The 13,604-nt window shown below is 65.8% G+C and carries 16 protein-coding genes, 1 tRNA gene and 1 other RNA gene; 3 read left to right on the top strand and 15 right to left on the bottom strand.

All coding sequences use genetic code 11. The annotated features are described in order from the left end of the window. Window positions 1-8: 8 nt before the first annotated feature. The 5 genes from BW970_RS03890 to BW970_RS03910 form a co-directional block, all read right to left on the bottom strand. Entirely contained in the window at window positions 9-1,178 is a 1,170-nt protein-coding gene (locus BW970_RS03890) for a geranylgeranyl reductase family protein (protein WP_076528847.1), read from the bottom strand. 8 nt (window positions 1,179-1,186) lie between these two features. Then, window positions 1,187-1,837: a peptide-methionine (S)-S-oxide reductase MsrA gene (gene msrA / locus BW970_RS03895; RefSeq protein ID WP_076528849.1), complete on the bottom strand. Its 651-nt coding sequence runs from the start codon at window positions 1,835-1,837 to the stop codon at window positions 1,187-1,189. Window positions 1,838-1,882: 45 nt separating this feature from the next. Continuing rightward, window positions 1,883-2,503, bottom strand: coding sequence for a dTMP kinase (tmk, locus tag BW970_RS03900; protein WP_076528851.1), 621 nt, complete (start codon window positions 2,501-2,503; stop codon window positions 1,883-1,885). 91 nt (window positions 2,504-2,594) lie between these two features. Then, the gene (locus tag BW970_RS03905; protein WP_076528854.1) at window positions 2,595-3,755 is read right to left on the bottom strand and encodes a D-alanyl-D-alanine carboxypeptidase family protein; all 1,161 of its coding nucleotides are present in this window, start codon (window positions 3,753-3,755) and stop codon (window positions 2,595-2,597) included. A gap of 37 nt (window positions 3,756-3,792) precedes the next feature. Further along, the gene (locus tag BW970_RS03910) at window positions 3,793-4,644 is read right to left on the bottom strand and encodes an SPOR domain-containing protein (RefSeq protein ID WP_076528856.1); all 852 of its coding nucleotides are present in this window, start codon (window positions 4,642-4,644) and stop codon (window positions 3,793-3,795) included. A 332-nt stretch (window positions 4,645-4,976) separates the two neighbouring features. Between BW970_RS03910 and BW970_RS03915 the strand changes: the two genes are divergently transcribed. Then, window positions 4,977-5,414: a cytochrome c gene (locus tag BW970_RS03915; RefSeq protein ID WP_076528858.1), complete on the top strand. Its 438-nt coding sequence runs from the start codon at window positions 4,977-4,979 to the stop codon at window positions 5,412-5,414. Between the two features lie 3 nt (window positions 5,415-5,417). On the opposite strand, the gene BW970_RS03920 is transcribed toward BW970_RS03915, so the two are convergent. Next, window positions 5,418-6,593: a BaiN/RdsA family NAD(P)/FAD-dependent oxidoreductase gene (locus BW970_RS03920; protein ID WP_076528860.1), complete on the bottom strand. Its 1,176-nt coding sequence runs from the start codon at window positions 6,591-6,593 to the stop codon at window positions 5,418-5,420. 123 nt (window positions 6,594-6,716) lie between these two features. On the opposite strand from BW970_RS03920, the gene BW970_RS03925 reads away from it, so the two are divergent. Next, window positions 6,717-6,791, top strand: a tRNA-Gln gene (locus tag BW970_RS03925). Window positions 6,792-7,006: 215 nt separating this feature from the next. Further along, window positions 7,007-7,369: a transfer-messenger RNA gene (gene ssrA, locus BW970_RS03930) on the top strand. 54 nt (window positions 7,370-7,423) lie between these two features. On the opposite strand, the gene BW970_RS20275 is transcribed toward ssrA, so the two are convergent. From BW970_RS20275 to BW970_RS03975, 9 genes are all read right to left on the bottom strand, one after another. Continuing rightward, a complete protein-coding gene (locus BW970_RS20275) occupies window positions 7,424-8,509 on the bottom strand; it encodes a tyrosine-type recombinase/integrase (protein WP_083701109.1) in 1,086 nt (361 codons plus the stop codon). Then, window positions 8,472-8,738, bottom strand: coding sequence for a helix-turn-helix transcriptional regulator (locus tag BW970_RS03940; RefSeq protein ID WP_076528862.1), 267 nt, complete (start codon window positions 8,736-8,738; stop codon window positions 8,472-8,474). Before BW970_RS03940 ends, BW970_RS20275 begins: the two co-directional genes overlap by 38 nt. A 1-nt stretch (window position 8,739) precedes the next feature. Next, window positions 8,740-8,955, bottom strand: coding sequence for a phage head-tail joining protein (locus tag BW970_RS03945; RefSeq protein ID WP_076528864.1), 216 nt, complete (start codon window positions 8,953-8,955; stop codon window positions 8,740-8,742). Further along, the gene (locus tag BW970_RS03950) at window positions 8,955-10,691 is read right to left on the bottom strand and encodes a prohead protease/major capsid protein fusion protein (RefSeq protein WP_076528866.1); all 1,737 of its coding nucleotides are present in this window, start codon (window positions 10,689-10,691) and stop codon (window positions 8,955-8,957) included. The genes BW970_RS03945 and BW970_RS03950 overlap by 1 nt, the downstream gene beginning before the upstream one ends. Then, entirely contained in the window at window positions 10,688-12,004 is a 1,317-nt protein-coding gene (locus BW970_RS03955) for a phage portal protein (protein ID WP_076528868.1), read from the bottom strand. Before BW970_RS03955 ends, BW970_RS03950 begins: the two co-directional genes overlap by 4 nt. Beyond that, on the bottom strand, window positions 12,001-12,258 hold the full coding sequence (locus tag BW970_RS03960) for a hypothetical protein (RefSeq protein ID WP_076528870.1): 258 nt from the start codon (window positions 12,256-12,258) through the stop codon (window positions 12,001-12,003). The genes BW970_RS03955 and BW970_RS03960 overlap by 4 nt, the downstream gene beginning before the upstream one ends. Continuing rightward, window positions 12,255-12,749 carry a MerR family transcriptional regulator gene (locus BW970_RS03965; RefSeq protein ID WP_076528871.1) on the bottom strand — a complete coding sequence of 165 codons (495 nt, stop codon included), beginning with the start codon at window positions 12,747-12,749 and terminating at the stop codon, window positions 12,255-12,257. Before BW970_RS03965 ends, BW970_RS03960 begins: the two co-directional genes overlap by 4 nt. Before the next feature lie 89 nt (window positions 12,750-12,838). After that, window positions 12,839-13,321, bottom strand: a complete 483-nt coding sequence (locus BW970_RS03970) for a hypothetical protein (protein ID WP_076528873.1) — start codon at window positions 13,319-13,321, stop codon at window positions 12,839-12,841. Window positions 13,322-13,387: 66 nt separating this feature from the next. Next, entirely contained in the window at window positions 13,388-13,600 is a 213-nt protein-coding gene (locus BW970_RS03975; protein ID WP_076528875.1) for a hypothetical protein, read from the bottom strand. Between the last annotated feature and the right edge of the window lie 4 nt (window positions 13,601-13,604).

Consider the following 13,604-nt stretch of genomic DNA (forward strand, 5'->3'; position numbering starts at 1 on the left):
CTGCGGGATTAGCGGGGGGGAAACCAGCGGTCAAGTGCAGGAAGGGCCAGCCGCCGCACCAGACGCAGGAAGCTGCGCGCCTCCAGGTCGGCATAGTCCAGTTGTCCTTCCAGCAGTTGGACATACCGGGCCTGAACGCCCGGATGCGCCAGCACCCTGCGGGCCACCGCGCCGCGCAAGGGCCGCGCATACAGCACCCCCCGGCACAGCCGCGCGCGGCGCAATTCGCCGTGCACAGGGGCGAGCGCCGCCGTATAATGGCGCAGTGCGGCACCCGGCGCCTCCTGGGCCAGGGCCCGGATCGCCGCCTGTGCGGCAAGCGCGCCAGAGTGAATCGCCCAGGCGATCCCTTCTCCCGTCAACGGATCGACCAGCCCGGCGGCATCGCCTGCCAACAGGACGCGGCCCTCGCCCGGCACCGCCGGAAACGCACCGAACGGCAGGTGATGCCCCTTGACCCGAACCGTTCCCGCCGCCCCGTGCCTGACCAGCCAGTCCTCCATGACAGCGCGCAATGCAGGATTGCGGGACACCAGCCCCCCAACCCCCAGCGTCAGCCCGTTCCGCTTGGGAAAGGCCCAGCCATAGCCCCAGTTGGCAGCGCCAAGATCAACCTCCATCGCCGCCCTGCCGCAGGGGCGCCTGACCTCGACCTCCAACGCCAGCGCCAGACGCGACGGATCCTGCGCGCGTCCCCACAGCCGCCGCGCGACGACGGAATTGACACCATCGGCCCCGATGATCAGCGGGGCGCCAAGCGTTGTGCCATCCGACAGGCTCAGCAGGCCGTTCTCAAGATCCATCCGGGCAATGCGGCGCCCGGAATAATCGACCGCCCCGGCCTGTAACGCGCGGTCGTGCAGTGCGGCATCAAAATCCTGCCGCATCGTCATGCCGAACGGGCGATCAAAGGACAGCGCGGCAATATGATGCCCCTGATGCAGCAGGTTGGCCCGCCCGACCCAACGCATCAGATCATCGGGGAGCCTGCCGAACACCTGCGCCAGTTGTTGCTGCGCCCGGCCCGAGACCGCCCCGCCGCACAGCTTGTCGCGCGGAAAGGGTGCACGGTCGATCAGCGCCACCGACAGCCCGGCCCGGCCCGCAGTGACCGCCGCCGCAGAACCAGCCGGACCAGCGCCGACGACGATCAGATCAAATCTCGCGGCGCCGGACATCGCGCCGGTCAGACTCCGAGGCCGATCGGACAACTGACCCCTGTGCCCGCCAACCCGCAATATCCGCCGGGATTCTTGGCAAGATACTGCTGATGGTAGTCTTCGGCGAAATAGAATTCAGGCGCAGGCAGGATCTCGGTCGTCACCACACCGCGCCCGGCCCGCATCAGCCGATGCTGGAACAGGGCCCGGCTGGCTTCGGCGACCTCCTGCTGACTGTCGCCAAACGTATAGATCCCGCTGCGATATTGCGTGCCGACGTCATTGCCCTGCCGCATTCCCTGCGTCGGGTCGTGGGATTCCCAGAATGCGCGCAAAAGCCGCTCGTACGGGATTACCGCCGGATCAAAGATCACCCGGACAACCTCGTTGTGGCCGGTCATGCCGGTGCAAACCTCCTGATAGGTCGGGTTCGGCGTATGACCGGCGGCATAGCCCACCATGGTCAGCCACACACCGGGCAAGTCCCAGAACAGCCGCTCCACCCCCCAGAAACAGCCCATGCCAAAGACGGCCTCGGCCATGCCCTCGGGCACGGGGGATTTCAGCGGAATATCCGACAGGAAATGCCGCTCTGCCGTCGGAATCGGCTGGGCGCGGCCGGGCAAGGCATCGGCCTTGGAAATCATCGTGACAGGTTTTCGGGCGAACAGCGACATCGGGGCCTCCCATGGCGTTTGCCGCAATATAGGAGGCCGCCCGCCCTAGCGCCAGTCCGCCGCCAGCGCGCTGCGCACCCGCGCCGCCACCACATCCGGTTGCCCGGCACCGTCGATCACCCGAAACCGGCCGGGCGCGGCGGCGGCAATCTCCAGAAAGGCGGCGCGCATCCGTTCCTGCATCGCAAGACCCATATCCTCGAACCGCTGCTCGGTGCCTGCGCGGGCGCGGGCGCGGCCCAGCCCCTCGGCAGGGTCGATGTCGATCAGCAGGGTCAGGTCGGGCTCGACCCCGATCGCAAGGTCGTGCAAGGCATCGACCAGGGCGCGCAGATCCCCGCGCGTCACCCCCTGATAGACGCGGGTGGAATCGGCAAAGCGGTCACAGATCACCACGGCCCCACGGGCCAGCGCCGGGCGGATGGTGCGCTCCAGATGGTCGCGCCGCGCCGCCGTGAACAGCAGCGCCTCGGTTTCGGCCGACCAGCGGGCCGGATCCCCTTCCAGCACCAGCCGGCGGATTTCCTCGGCCCCCGCACTGCCACCCGGCTCGCGCGTCAGCACCACCTCGTGGCCCGCCGCGCGCAAGGCTTCGGCCAGATGCCGCGCCTGGGTCGATTTTCCCGACCCGTCGATCCCTTCGAAACTCAGGAAACGCCCCTGCACCGGCCTGCCCTTTGCATTGATCCAATATTTCTCGGGGTCGAAGCGCCCCGCGACGCAGGAGGGCGGCAGACCGCCCCCTGCCCGGTCGCCGTCAGAACGCCAGCGCCGAGGATGCCCGGCTGGCCAGCACACGCGCCGCCGTACCGACCCGCCGCAGGAACCCCGCAGGCAACACATCGCTTTCCACCAGGACCGGCACCCGCACCTCGGGCCGTTCCGGGATGGTCACGACCAGCTCGCCCACGACCTGACCGGCGGCCAGAGGGGCCTGCAACGGCCCTTGCCATTCCACCCGCGCCTCGACGGCATCGGATTGCAAGGCGGGCACCAGAACCGTGACCTCGCGTTCGGGCACCAGGCCAACGCTTGTCGCCTCGCCCATCCAGACCGGCGCTTCGGCCACCCGGCGACTGGCCGGGGCGACGGTGCGCAGACTGAACTGGCGAAACGCCCAGTTGACGATGCGCTCGGATTCCTGTGCACGCGCGGCATCCTGCTCCAGTCCGGTGATCACAAAGATCACCCGCCTGTCGCCCTGGGCCGCGGACCCGACCAGACCATATCCGGCCTCCTGGGTATGGCCGGTCTTGAGACCGTCGGCACCGACGTTCAGGCTGAGCAAGGGGTTGCGGTTGCGCGCATTGGCCGGGGCCCGGTTCTTGTAGTCGAACTCTGTCGCGCTGAAATACCCGTAATGTTCGGGGAAATCCTCGATCAGATGGCGGGCCAGAATCCCCAGATCGCGCACCGACATGCGGTGCCCCGGATCGGGCCAGCCGGAGGCGTTCGTCAGCGTGGTTCCCGTCATTCCCAGCGCATGGGCGCGCTGGGTGGCCAGCCGCGAAAACGCCTCCTCGCTGCCTGCCAGCCCTTCGGCCACCACAACGCAGGCATCGTTCCCCGAATTGACGATGATCCCCATGATCAGGTCACGCACCGTCGGGCGATCCCCCTCGTTGAGGAACATGGTCGATCCGCCCATCGCCTTGGCGCGGGACGAGACGGTGAATTCCGTCTCCATCGTCACCCGGCCATCGCGCAATGCCTCGAACAGCATCAGCAGCGTCATCAGCTTGGACATGGACGCAGGCGGCAGCGGCAGGTCGGCATCCTTTTCCAGCAGGACCGACCCGGTGGTCATATCATAGATCCAGGCCGCGCGGGCCTGGGTGTCAAAGGCCCTGGCAGGCATGGCCACCAGAATGGCCAGCCCGGCGGCCAGCAGATTTCGGGTGATCGCGCTGTTACGCATCGCGGCCCCTCCTTGATTGACTGTCATCCGAACCGCCTCAGCGCGAGACGAAATAGGCATCCTTGAAACCCGCGCCCTTGACCTTGGCCATCAGCGCCTCGCGCGCGGCGGCATCGGCGGCAGGGCCCACCAGAACGCGCCAGAACGGCTTGCCCTGGGTTTCCTCTTTCTTGATCTGGGTCTGGGCGCCGGCCTTGCTCAGTTGTGCCGCCGCGCCCTTGGCATTGGCTTCCACACTGAAGATGCCGATCTGGATCAGATTACGCCCGCCCGCCGCCGGTTTGGCGGCCGCCGCGGGTTTCGGAGCGGGCACTGGCGCAGCCGCCACAGCGGCCGGAGCGGTCGGCGATGCCCCCGCGCCGGGGGTCGGGGGGGCCAGCGTTTCGGTCGCGATGGTTTCCTGACCATCCAGCACCGGGGTCGCGGGGGGAAGCGACGGTTCGGCCGCCACTTCCTCGCGGCGCAGCGCCGTCACATCCAGCTTGCCCGGTTGTCCGGCCAGCAAGCCAAGCGCCGCCGCCGCATCGGACGAAACCTGCAAGCGCGGGCCGGGCATGTCACGTTCGCGCCGGAACAGCGCACCGATCACGAACTTGCCATTGTCGGGATTGCGGATGATGACGCGCTCTGGATCCTTGACCGTGGGATAGGCCACCCAGACGCCGCCCAGCGAGGGACGACCATCCCACAGCCCCTGCTCTGACACGTTGAACACATCCGGCGCCTCGATATCGCGCTCGACCAGCCGCGTTGTGCCCGCCGGATCCGCAGTGGCGGCCGCTCCGTCGTCCCTCGCGCCAAACAAGGGCTGTCCGCCCTCGCACGCCGCAAGCGTCAGCATCGCACCCGCCACAAGCACCCATGTCAGGGTTGTGCGCCCGTTCGTCATCCTGCCCCCTTGGCCGGGCCATGCCCTGACCGACGTTTCGGGTCAGCCCTGCCCGGCCGCCCGCTGCCCCATTATTGGCGCGGTCCGCGCAGGACCGCATCGCGCGCATCATAGCGTCGGATGCCTGACGAGGAAAGTCTGCCAAGGCAGGCAATCCCACTCCCCTACACACAATTTCGCCAACGCCCTGCCCTCGCCAAGACCCTGCCCCGCCTTGCCGCCGTCAATCCCCCTCTTCCGCGCCCGACGCGGGCACGCCGCCAGCCCGTCCGGTTGCAACCGGCGCGCGCTACAGGCAAAGTAAGCGCAGATTCAGGGGATCGGAGGCAGCCATGGCCCAGGCCACCCACAAGACCGCAATCGCAGCCGGATTGACCCTTGCCGCAGTCACCTTGGCGGCATGTCTGCCTGGCCTGCCCCAGCGCGACCCGGAGGCCAACGGGGCGCGGCTTTATGCCGACTATTGCGCGGCCTGCCATGGCTCCGGCGGCAAGGGCGACGGCCCGGCCGCCGAAGGGTTGCGCCCGGCACCGGCGGATCTGACGCAACTGACCGCACAGGCCGGGGGCAGCTTTCCCAAGGTCAAGGTCATGGCCAAGGTCTATGGCTATCATCAGGGCAAGGGCGGCGGCGGCGGTGCAATGCCGGAATTCGGGCCGCTGCTGGAAGGCCCGGTCGTGCTGGTCGAAACGGCGCCGGGGGTGATGACCCCGACGCCGGAAAAGCTGGTGGCCCTGGCCGAACATGTCGAGCGTCTGGGCCGCAACTAGGGGTCAGGCCACCTGCCCCGCCGCCCAGCCCGACGACCAGGCCCATTGAAAATTGTAGCCACCCAGCCAGCCGGTGACATCGACCACCTCGCCGATGAAATACATCCCCGGCACCGCCCGCGCCTCCATGCTGCGCGAGTCCAGATCGCGGGTGTCCACGCCACCAAGCGTGACCTCTGCGGTGCGCCAGCCTTCGGTGCCCATCGGCAGCACCTCCCACCCGCCCAGCACATCGACGAGCCGCCGCATCTCGGCCCCCGTCAGATCCGCCAGCCGCCCCGGCGTCCCGGCCCAGACCGCCGCCTGCCGGGCCATCCGCTCCGGCATCAGCGCCGCAAGCGAATTGCCCGCCAGTTGCGCCCCCGCGCTGCGCCGCAGCCCGGCAAGGGCCGCTGCCACATCACGGTCGGGCATCAGGTTCACCCGGATCGGCGCCCCTTCGCGCCAATAGCTGGAGATTTGCAGGATCGACGGCCCCGACAGCCCGCGATGCGTGAACAGCAACCCCTCGCGGAACCGGGTCTTGCCGAATGACACCACCGCCTCGATCGACAGGCCCGCCAGTGTCGCCATACTGTCGCGCAAGGCATCGGAAAAGGTCAGCGGGACAAGCCCCGCACGGGGCTCTATCAGGCGCAGGCCAAACTGCCGCGCCAGATCATAGCCAAAACCCGACGCCCCCATCTTGGGGATGGACTTCCCCCCGGTCGCCACCACAAGCGATTGCGCGACAACCGGCCCGCGCGCGGTTTCCAGCCGAAAGGCCCCGTCGTGGCTGACCTGGCCGACCGTACACCCCAGCCACAACCGCCCCCCCGCCTGCACCAGATCGCGGCAGAGCGCATCGACAACCTGAGTCGCCGGGCCGTCGCAGAACAACTGGCCCAGCGTCTTTTCATGCCAGGCAATGCCCCAGCCATTCATCCTGGCAATGAAATCCGATTGCGTGTAGCGCCGCAGCGCAGACATGGCAAATCGCGGATTTTCCGACAGGAATCGCTCGGGCGCGATACCGAGGTTGGTGAAATTGCACCGCCCCCCGCCCGAGATGCGAATCTTCTCGGCCGGTTTGGCCGCATGGTCGATCACCAGCACACGCCGCCCCCGCCGCGCGGCCTCGATGCCCGCGAACAGCCCTGCGGCGCCTGCGCCTAGGATGGCAACATCCACCTTTTCCATCTGCACTTCCTGCCTGACCTGGCCTTTGGTCCTGTCAGAAACCGGCCCCGCAAGCAACGCGAAGAAACGTCGATTTTGCCTCTTGCGGCCCCCCGCAGCCTTCGCTAAACACCGCCGCACGGTTGGGGCGTCGCCAAGTGGTAAGGCAGCGGTTTTTGGTACCGCCATTCCCAGGTTCGAATCCTGGCGCCCCAGCCAATCTCATAATGATGTAAATTCAATATGCTGCGCAAAACACTTCGCGCGGTGATCGTGCTGTTTCGCAGCGCGATATCCTGACCTGCCTGCGCGGCACCCCTCGTCCGGCATTGGCCGCGCCGCCGACCGTGTTCGCCGGTGTATTTCCGTGCCTTGCCCGGAGGATCCGCAGTGATGTGCCCTCTGCCGCCCCGGCCCGTCTCCATGTCCGCAGGGCCCTTGCAGAGCCGGGCGCATCGCCCTATGTAGATAGTGTTCGCAGGCGGCAACGCTTGGGGACTATGGGCATAAACGCGCACGTAATAAGCGGATCGGACCCGGGGGCGGTACCCGGCGGCTCCACCAATCACCCGTTCGTTGCGGGGGCATGGGGCCGAAACAGGATCGACGAACGTCCAAAGGTGTTTGCTTTGTCTCGGTGAGCTACCACCGTTATCGGTGCAAAAGTACAGTTGCCAACGACAACCGTGCTCCGGTCGCTCTGGCTGCGTAAGCAGCTCGGGTAACCGAAACTTAAGCCCTTGCGCTTAGCCGCGTAAGGCGGGGTTCGCAGGTACCTGGCAACAGAAACCTGCACTCTACCCCCATAGCCTTAGCCATTTGTTTTTCCTCGTCTTTCCCTTTACAGTTTTTCATTCTTTTACAGTTTTGATCTGGTTGCGTTCTTTGATCTGCCGCAGCACTGCCTGCCCGCCTGCCTTTCGGTCAGCATGGCGGCAGTAGCGTTCGACGGTTTCGACGGACATTCCCACCATGTCAGAGATCTGCAATGCACTGTAACCATTCTGCCGCAGATGGATTGAAGCGTTCGCGCGCAAGCCGTGCCAGACCACACCGGAAAGTTCGGCATGTTGGCTGCGCAGCTTATCCAGTTCTTTCCACAGCTGATTGGGGGTGAAGGGCTTGCCAGCATTCTTGCCGGTTTCCTGCAACAGATACGGGCCGGGGCGCTTTTCCCAAGTCGCCATTTCCGCTTCAAGCTCGGGAAAGATCGGGCACCACGGGCGAACGCCGGTCTTTTTCTGGGGAAGGCTAAAGCCGCCATCATCAATATCGGTCGGGCCAAGACGCACAAGGTCACTGGCGCGCTGACCAGTGAACCGGCCTAGGAAATATGCGCGGCGGATCATCCCTTGGAAATTGTCGTCGGCATACTGCAACTGCGCGGCGCTCCAAGGCAGGTGCCCTGCCCCTGCCCCATACCGCGCCACCCCTTGCGTCGGATCGCGCAACAGCAGTTCGCGGGGCCCTATCGCCCACCTGCACATGGCACGAAGGGAATCGAGAACATTATTGGCGCGGCCGGGCTTTTCGGCCCCGATCTTTTCGATAAGTGCCAGGACATGCGACGGCCGCAGATCGTTGGCGGGCAGATTACCCCAGGCATCACGCACCACCCGAAGGTAGCGAGTGTATTGGGCCTTGGTTCCATCAGAAAGCTTGCGCGGCAGCGACGGCCACGCGATCATGTAAGCGTCAATAAGTGCCCCAACTGTATCGGTTGGAATAGGGCCTACAATGCCCTGAGCCTGACGAACAGCCACCCAGAATTCGGGCGACTGCGGGTCGCCGGGCAACTTGATGCGCGGCCCGGCATGGGGCGTGTTCCGCCCCTTCTGGTAATAGAAATAATCTCGGCCCCCGGCCTTCACACGATGAACCGCAGGGGGGAGGGAAAACTTAGCGCACATCACGCAGCCCGACCATGAACGGGTCATCAGCGGCTTGCGAGGCACGGGTCAGGACTGCCTGAACCTCGGCCCAAGACCAGCGGGGAGTTCTGCCGCAGCGGATCGGCTGCGGCAGGATCCCGCGTTCAACCCAGCTGTCCACAGTGTCTTCGCTAATTTCCAGTTCTGCCGCCAGGGTGGCCTTGGAAGGGAAGGATGGCGGGCGGTCGCCCACCACGCCTTGGCCCTTGCGCCCGATACGTTCGGCTTTGGTCATGTCAGAAGCCCTTAGATGCCCGGAACCTGACGATGCCGGGGGTGTGGGAAGAGGCGCGCTTGATACGCGCCTCAAGGTCGGCAATGGCCGCTGCCATTTCGGCGTCGGTCTTGTATTCCACCCGCTCCCCGTTGATCTGGAGCGTTCGGACGCCCTTTGCGCGGGCCTTCAACAGCTCGTCGCGCAGGGCTTCCAGCGTATCGGCCCCGAGTGCCATCAGCCCACCCGGTGCCAAGCGCGATGGTCGGTCCAGCCTGCGCCGAAGTCGAGACGGACGCGGATCTGCACCCCATCCACCTCGAAGCCCGCGCGGGTCTCGATCTGCGGGCCGGGGGCGCCTTCAAGATAGGCATATTCCAGCCCTTGGGCGCTGGCCGGATCGGCCACGACATACCACTGTTCATCGTCGGTCAGGCGGGGTTCCACCAGCAGCGTGAGCTTGCCGAAGGGGTTCACATCGTCGGTGCGGGTCGCGGCAATCTCGGTCAGCACCTTTTCCGCCACGGTTTCCAACTCGGGCGGCACCACCACGAAACGCGGCGTGACGTCGATCAGCATTCCACCGAGGCCACGCATCTTGCGCATGGCCAGCCGGGCGACGGACAGCGACGTCAGGTTGGGCGCGGCATAGGTCGCGGTCAGGTTGCCATGATCGGCATGGAATACGCCCTGGCCGTCCGACATTTCCGGGTTGCTGGTGACCATGTTGGCCAGAAAGTCATTCTCGAAAGCACGGGCGGCAATGCCCAAGCCGTTGGCAATGCCGGTGAACGCGCCCAGATCGTCGTTGACAATCGCCTGCCGCGAAATGCCGAAGATCTTGCCATAGGTAGCGATGCGGTAGATCTCTTCCGACTCGTCAATCGTGCCGCTCTGGAATTCGCCGCCTTCGTTGACCTTTTCCAGCGACGGCGCATTGCCAAGGGTCAGCTTGCGCTTGGCGCGGAAGTCGCGCGCCGTGGTCTGGCGGGCCACCTGGCGGATGCCCGAGGGGGCGGCATTGTAGGCGCCGCGCAGTTCGCGGTTGACCGCATCGCCCAGGATCAGCGGAAAGTCGGACGTGGTGTGCAGAGCGCGGGTAATCGTCGCCTCGATCGCCATGCCAGAGACGGACACGCCAGACCGCCGCAGGCTGTCGCGGGCCAGTTCGGCAAAGGTCATGTAGGCGTAGGGGCGGGCCGCATCGGACAGCTGGTGTTCGGGGTGCGAGCGGGCATAGACGGCTTCGCCCGCACGGGTGGCGATAACGGCGGGGTCGGTATGGTCTACCGTGATTTCCACCCGCGTGGTGCGGGTCGATGTTTCGGCGCTGCGCTGGCGCATGGCTGCAAAGGCGGCGGTGCGCGCAGCCTCGGGCGTGGCGTCTGCGTCGATCTGCGCATCGGCCCATTCGCGGGTCAGGCCCGCGGTCTGCGCGATGCCGCGGATCTCCACGTTCATTTCGGCGCGGGTCTGCACCGTGGTTTCGGTTTCCGGCATGGTCGTTTCTCCGTTGCGGAAATGTGCCCCGGCATCTGCCGGGACCGGGACAATGGACACTTCAAGCGGCGTCCAGCGCTTTGCGGTGCGGATGCGCTGCGCGCCTTCCCGCCCGTCTTCCCACTCGGCCACGCTGTAGCCGATGGACAGGCCGCGCAGGGTGCCGTCGCCAATATCGGCCAGCACCGCCTTTGCGGCGTCGTTGCTGCGGAACCGCATCCGCACCCACAGCCCTTCGGGGCGCAGCTCTGCCGCCTCGACCACCCCCAGCTGATCGCGGGTCGAGGCGTTGCGGTGTGCGTCCAGGACGGGCGCACCGATCAGGCGCGACAGGTCCGCGCCGGGCAACAGCAGGCGTTCAATGAAGCCGCCCCGCTGCACAGGTGCGCCAGTCGAAACGATAGCTTCGACCGTGCGGTCCTCGGGGTTGACAGAAGAGGCGCGCGGCATCGCCGCGCGCAGGTGAATGGTCATTGCTGATTGCCTCCGTTCGGCATGGTGGCGCGGTCGCGGGCGCGCTCTTCGTCCACCTCGTCAATGTCGCGGCCCCGCGCGGCCACAACCTCTTCGCGGGATTTCAGGCCCGCATTGATCGCCGCAATATCGGCGTCCACATCGTTCTTGGGGTCCACCCAGGCCCAGCCCGGCGGCACGAAGCGCACGGCGCGCAGCTCGGCCTGCGCGGCGGGTCCGGCGGGCAGTTCCCCGGCCAGCGTCCGAACCTCGATCCAGCGCCGCCACAGCGGGCGCAGGAACTGACCTTCGATCAGGTTGCGTTGCAGCATTTCCGCGCGGCGGCGGAACTCCAGAAGGCCCACCCGTTCCGACGAATAATTCGCCTCGCCCAGATCGCCGGTCAGCATGGCAAAGGTCAGGCTCAACCCGGCTGCGATTTCCCGGTCTATCGCCTTGAGAAAGGCGTCGATCTGCGCCAGCCCGTCGCCCGGCTTGGAAAAGGTCACGCTCGCGCCCGGCGGCAAGATCCGCATCATGGCGGGTTCAAGCGCCAGGTTCAGGGCACCTTCGCTTGTCGTCCCCAACAACTCTGCAACGCTGCCGTCTGGGTCGCTGATATAGCCGGTCATAAGCGCCGCGACCTTGAGCTGCATCAGCAGCGCGTCGGACGCCTCGTCCCGGTCGCGCAGTTTCAGCAGAACCGGGGTCAACCAAGTGATGCCGCGCACCTGGCCGGGGAACAGCGGGTCGAAGATATGCAGCATGTCCACCGCAGGCACCCGCACCGTTTCGTTCGTCAGGGTGAAGGTGGAGCCGGGCGGTTCGCGCAGGACGTGATAGGCAACAATCTGGTCTTCGGCGTCATATTCCACCCCGGCCATGATACGGGCGCCGCCGCCCAGGTCGCGGGTCAGGCTGGGGTCGATCTGGTCGGCGGCCAGATGTTTCAGGCGCAACTGCCCCGCTGACGTCACGACCAGCTGCACAAAGGCTTCGCCATCGCGCACCAGGGCGCGGGCCAGCGGCAGCATGAACGGGCGGATCAGGTCTTCGAAGGCGTCATTGGCCGCCCGGTCGTAGGACCGCACCTGCCAGCCCTTACCCAAGGTGCTGCCCCAGACTTCGATAGCCCGGTTCGCAATCGGGTTGTTCAGATACGCGGCGTTTGCGCGGGCCTTGGCGGCCCCACGGGCGGCAAGCGTCTGGGTCTGCGGGGCATGGAGCATCCCCGCACCTTCCCAGCGACGCCCGCCGCCCCCCGCCTCGATCTGGCGTTTCTGTGCCGGGCGGAAGAACCGCCCGAGTGGTCCGAAGCCGAACGGGAAGCTCAACGCAGTTTGCTCCGGTCGGGATGCAGCGCGATTTCACGCTGCATGGCAGACCACTGGTCCTTGAAGCCTTCCAGTTTGGCCATCTTTTCGGGCGTCCAGTTCCCGTTCGGGCCGTTGCCGCGCGGGCCGGAGTTCACCCGCTTTACAAAGCGCTCGATCTTGTCGGCCAGCGCGTTACTTTCACGGGCAAGGGTGAAAATGTCCTTCGTCGGGTTGACGATGCTTGCGATGGAGTCGGGAAGGTTTCCGGTCACGTTTTCGCCTCCTTGCGCCGTGCCAGAACGGCATTCATCCGATCCAGAAAAGCGCGCTCGATTTGCTTGAGGTTGAAGATCCGCAGTTCTGCGGGGCTTTCGTCGTGAGCGATGCCGCCCAAAACTTCCTGTGCAAAACGAAGCGCAAGGGTCAGGTCTGCAAAGACCTCGACTTGAAGCTGCCCGGTCTCGGGGGCGCGATAGGCCAGACAGATGCCGTCTGCCTCTGCATTTCCCGCAAGCCTGGCGATGTTGTGAAACCGGGCGAAGGTCTGGGAACTGACGCTGCCCAGCAACTCGTAATCCTTCGTCCCCTTGGCCAGTTCAGCGAAGGTCGCGGCATAGAACACTTCCGCCCAGGTCCAACGCTTCTGGCCGCTTCCACGCTCAACTTGCAGGTGCCCACGGCTCAACCACTGCCGCAGCGTGTCGCGCTCGACACCGGCAATGTCCGCCGCCTCTTGCAAGCTGAATGTGGATTGCTCCGTCATGGTTCGCCTCACACAGTGTGACGAACCGTAGCACCTTGCCATGTTCCCGGCAAGGTGTATCGCAACGTCCCACTTTGAGACGTGGCCCATCATCGCCCCAAAGTCTGCCCGCGCACCGACCCCAAAGCCCTTGACTGAGCCTCGCGCTTGATCCGATCCGGGTTGCCCAGAAGATCGCTGATCCGGTCGAGCTTGGCGACCGACCGTTCCAGCCCCAAGCGCACCCGGTCTGCGATGAACAGCAGGGCATCGCGCTCGATGCCTGGGTCGTCGGTGTCCAGATGCTTGATCATGGGTTCCAGCGCGAAGGACAGATACAGCGCCTCCTCGAAGCCCTCGGGGTAGCATTCTCCAGCGGGGTGCAGCAGGCGCATCGCGGCCTCTCCACATGCCTCTACCGTGGTCGGCAGGCTGTCGAGATAGTCTGCCTGTTGCTTTCGCAACTGGGAGATCTCGGCCATGCTGCGGTTGAAGTTGCCTTCGGACAGAAGCGGCATGTTATGGTTGGCCTCGTTCTCATACATGCTGACAGGGTGAACGGGAGCGGTCCCGGAAGTCGGGGTGTTGGTCATGGCACTCTCTGTTGGTTGGGTTTGTTATCGTTGTGTTGTCAGTGCGCGGCCATCAGGCGCGGCGGGTCACTTCCGTTTCCCCGTGGTGCTGAGGGCGACGGTCGAGACATGCGCGGCGAGGCGTTGCAGGCGCATGGATTCCTTGAGGGCTGCGGCATCGCAGGCGGCGGGCGTGTCGCCCAGGGCGGCAAGAGCGGCGGTCAGAATGTCGCGCAGGACGGTCCAATCGACAGCAGGCAAGCCGGGGGCGTTCCCCGAAGCGGGGTTATCTTGGATCATTGCT

It is taken from the genome of Gemmobacter megaterium (assembly GCF_900156815.1).
GTDB classification, from domain to species: Bacteria; Pseudomonadota; Alphaproteobacteria; order Rhodobacterales; family Rhodobacteraceae; genus Wagnerdoeblera; species Wagnerdoeblera megaterium.

Bases quoted from the DNA above. Each gene is read 5' to 3' on its own strand.
- BW970_RS03970 (WP_076528873.1), bottom strand. From the start codon at position 13,321: ATGACCAACACCCCGACTTCCGGGACCGCTCCCGTTCACCCTGTCAGC.
- BW970_RS03905 (WP_076528854.1), bottom strand. From the start codon at position 3,755: ATGCGTAACAGCGCGATCACCCGAAATCTGCTGGCCGCCGGGCTGGCC.
- BW970_RS03940 (WP_076528862.1), bottom strand. From the start codon at position 8,738: ATGACCAAAGCCGAACGTATCGGGCGCAAGGGCCAAGGCGTGGTGGGC.
- BW970_RS03975 (WP_076528875.1), bottom strand. From the start codon at position 13,600: ATGATCCAAGATAACCCCGCTTCGGGGAACGCCCCCGGCTTGCCTGCT.
- BW970_RS03920 (WP_076528860.1), bottom strand. From the start codon at position 6,593: ATGGAAAAGGTGGATGTTGCCATCCTAGGCGCAGGCGCCGCAGGGCTG.
- msrA (WP_076528849.1), bottom strand. From the start codon at position 1,837: ATGTCGCTGTTCGCCCGAAAACCTGTCACGATGATTTCCAAGGCCGAT.
- BW970_RS03890 (WP_076528847.1), bottom strand. From the start codon at position 1,178: ATGTCCGGCGCCGCGAGATTTGATCTGATCGTCGTCGGCGCTGGTCCG.
- BW970_RS03915 (WP_076528858.1), top strand. From the start codon at position 4,977: ATGGCCCAGGCCACCCACAAGACCGCAATCGCAGCCGGATTGACCCTT.
- BW970_RS20275 (WP_083701109.1), bottom strand. From the start codon at position 8,509: ATGACCCGTTCATGGTCGGGCTGCGTGATGTGCGCTAAGTTTTCCCTC.
- BW970_RS03950 (WP_076528866.1), bottom strand. From the start codon at position 10,691: ATGACCATTCACCTGCGCGCGGCGATGCCGCGCGCCTCTTCTGTCAAC.
- BW970_RS03910 (WP_076528856.1), bottom strand. From the start codon at position 4,644: ATGACGAACGGGCGCACAACCCTGACATGGGTGCTTGTGGCGGGTGCG.
- BW970_RS03965 (WP_076528871.1), bottom strand. From the start codon at position 12,749: ATGACGGAGCAATCCACATTCAGCTTGCAAGAGGCGGCGGACATTGCC.
- BW970_RS03945 (WP_076528864.1), bottom strand. From the start codon at position 8,955: ATGGCACTCGGGGCCGATACGCTGGAAGCCCTGCGCGACGAGCTGTTG.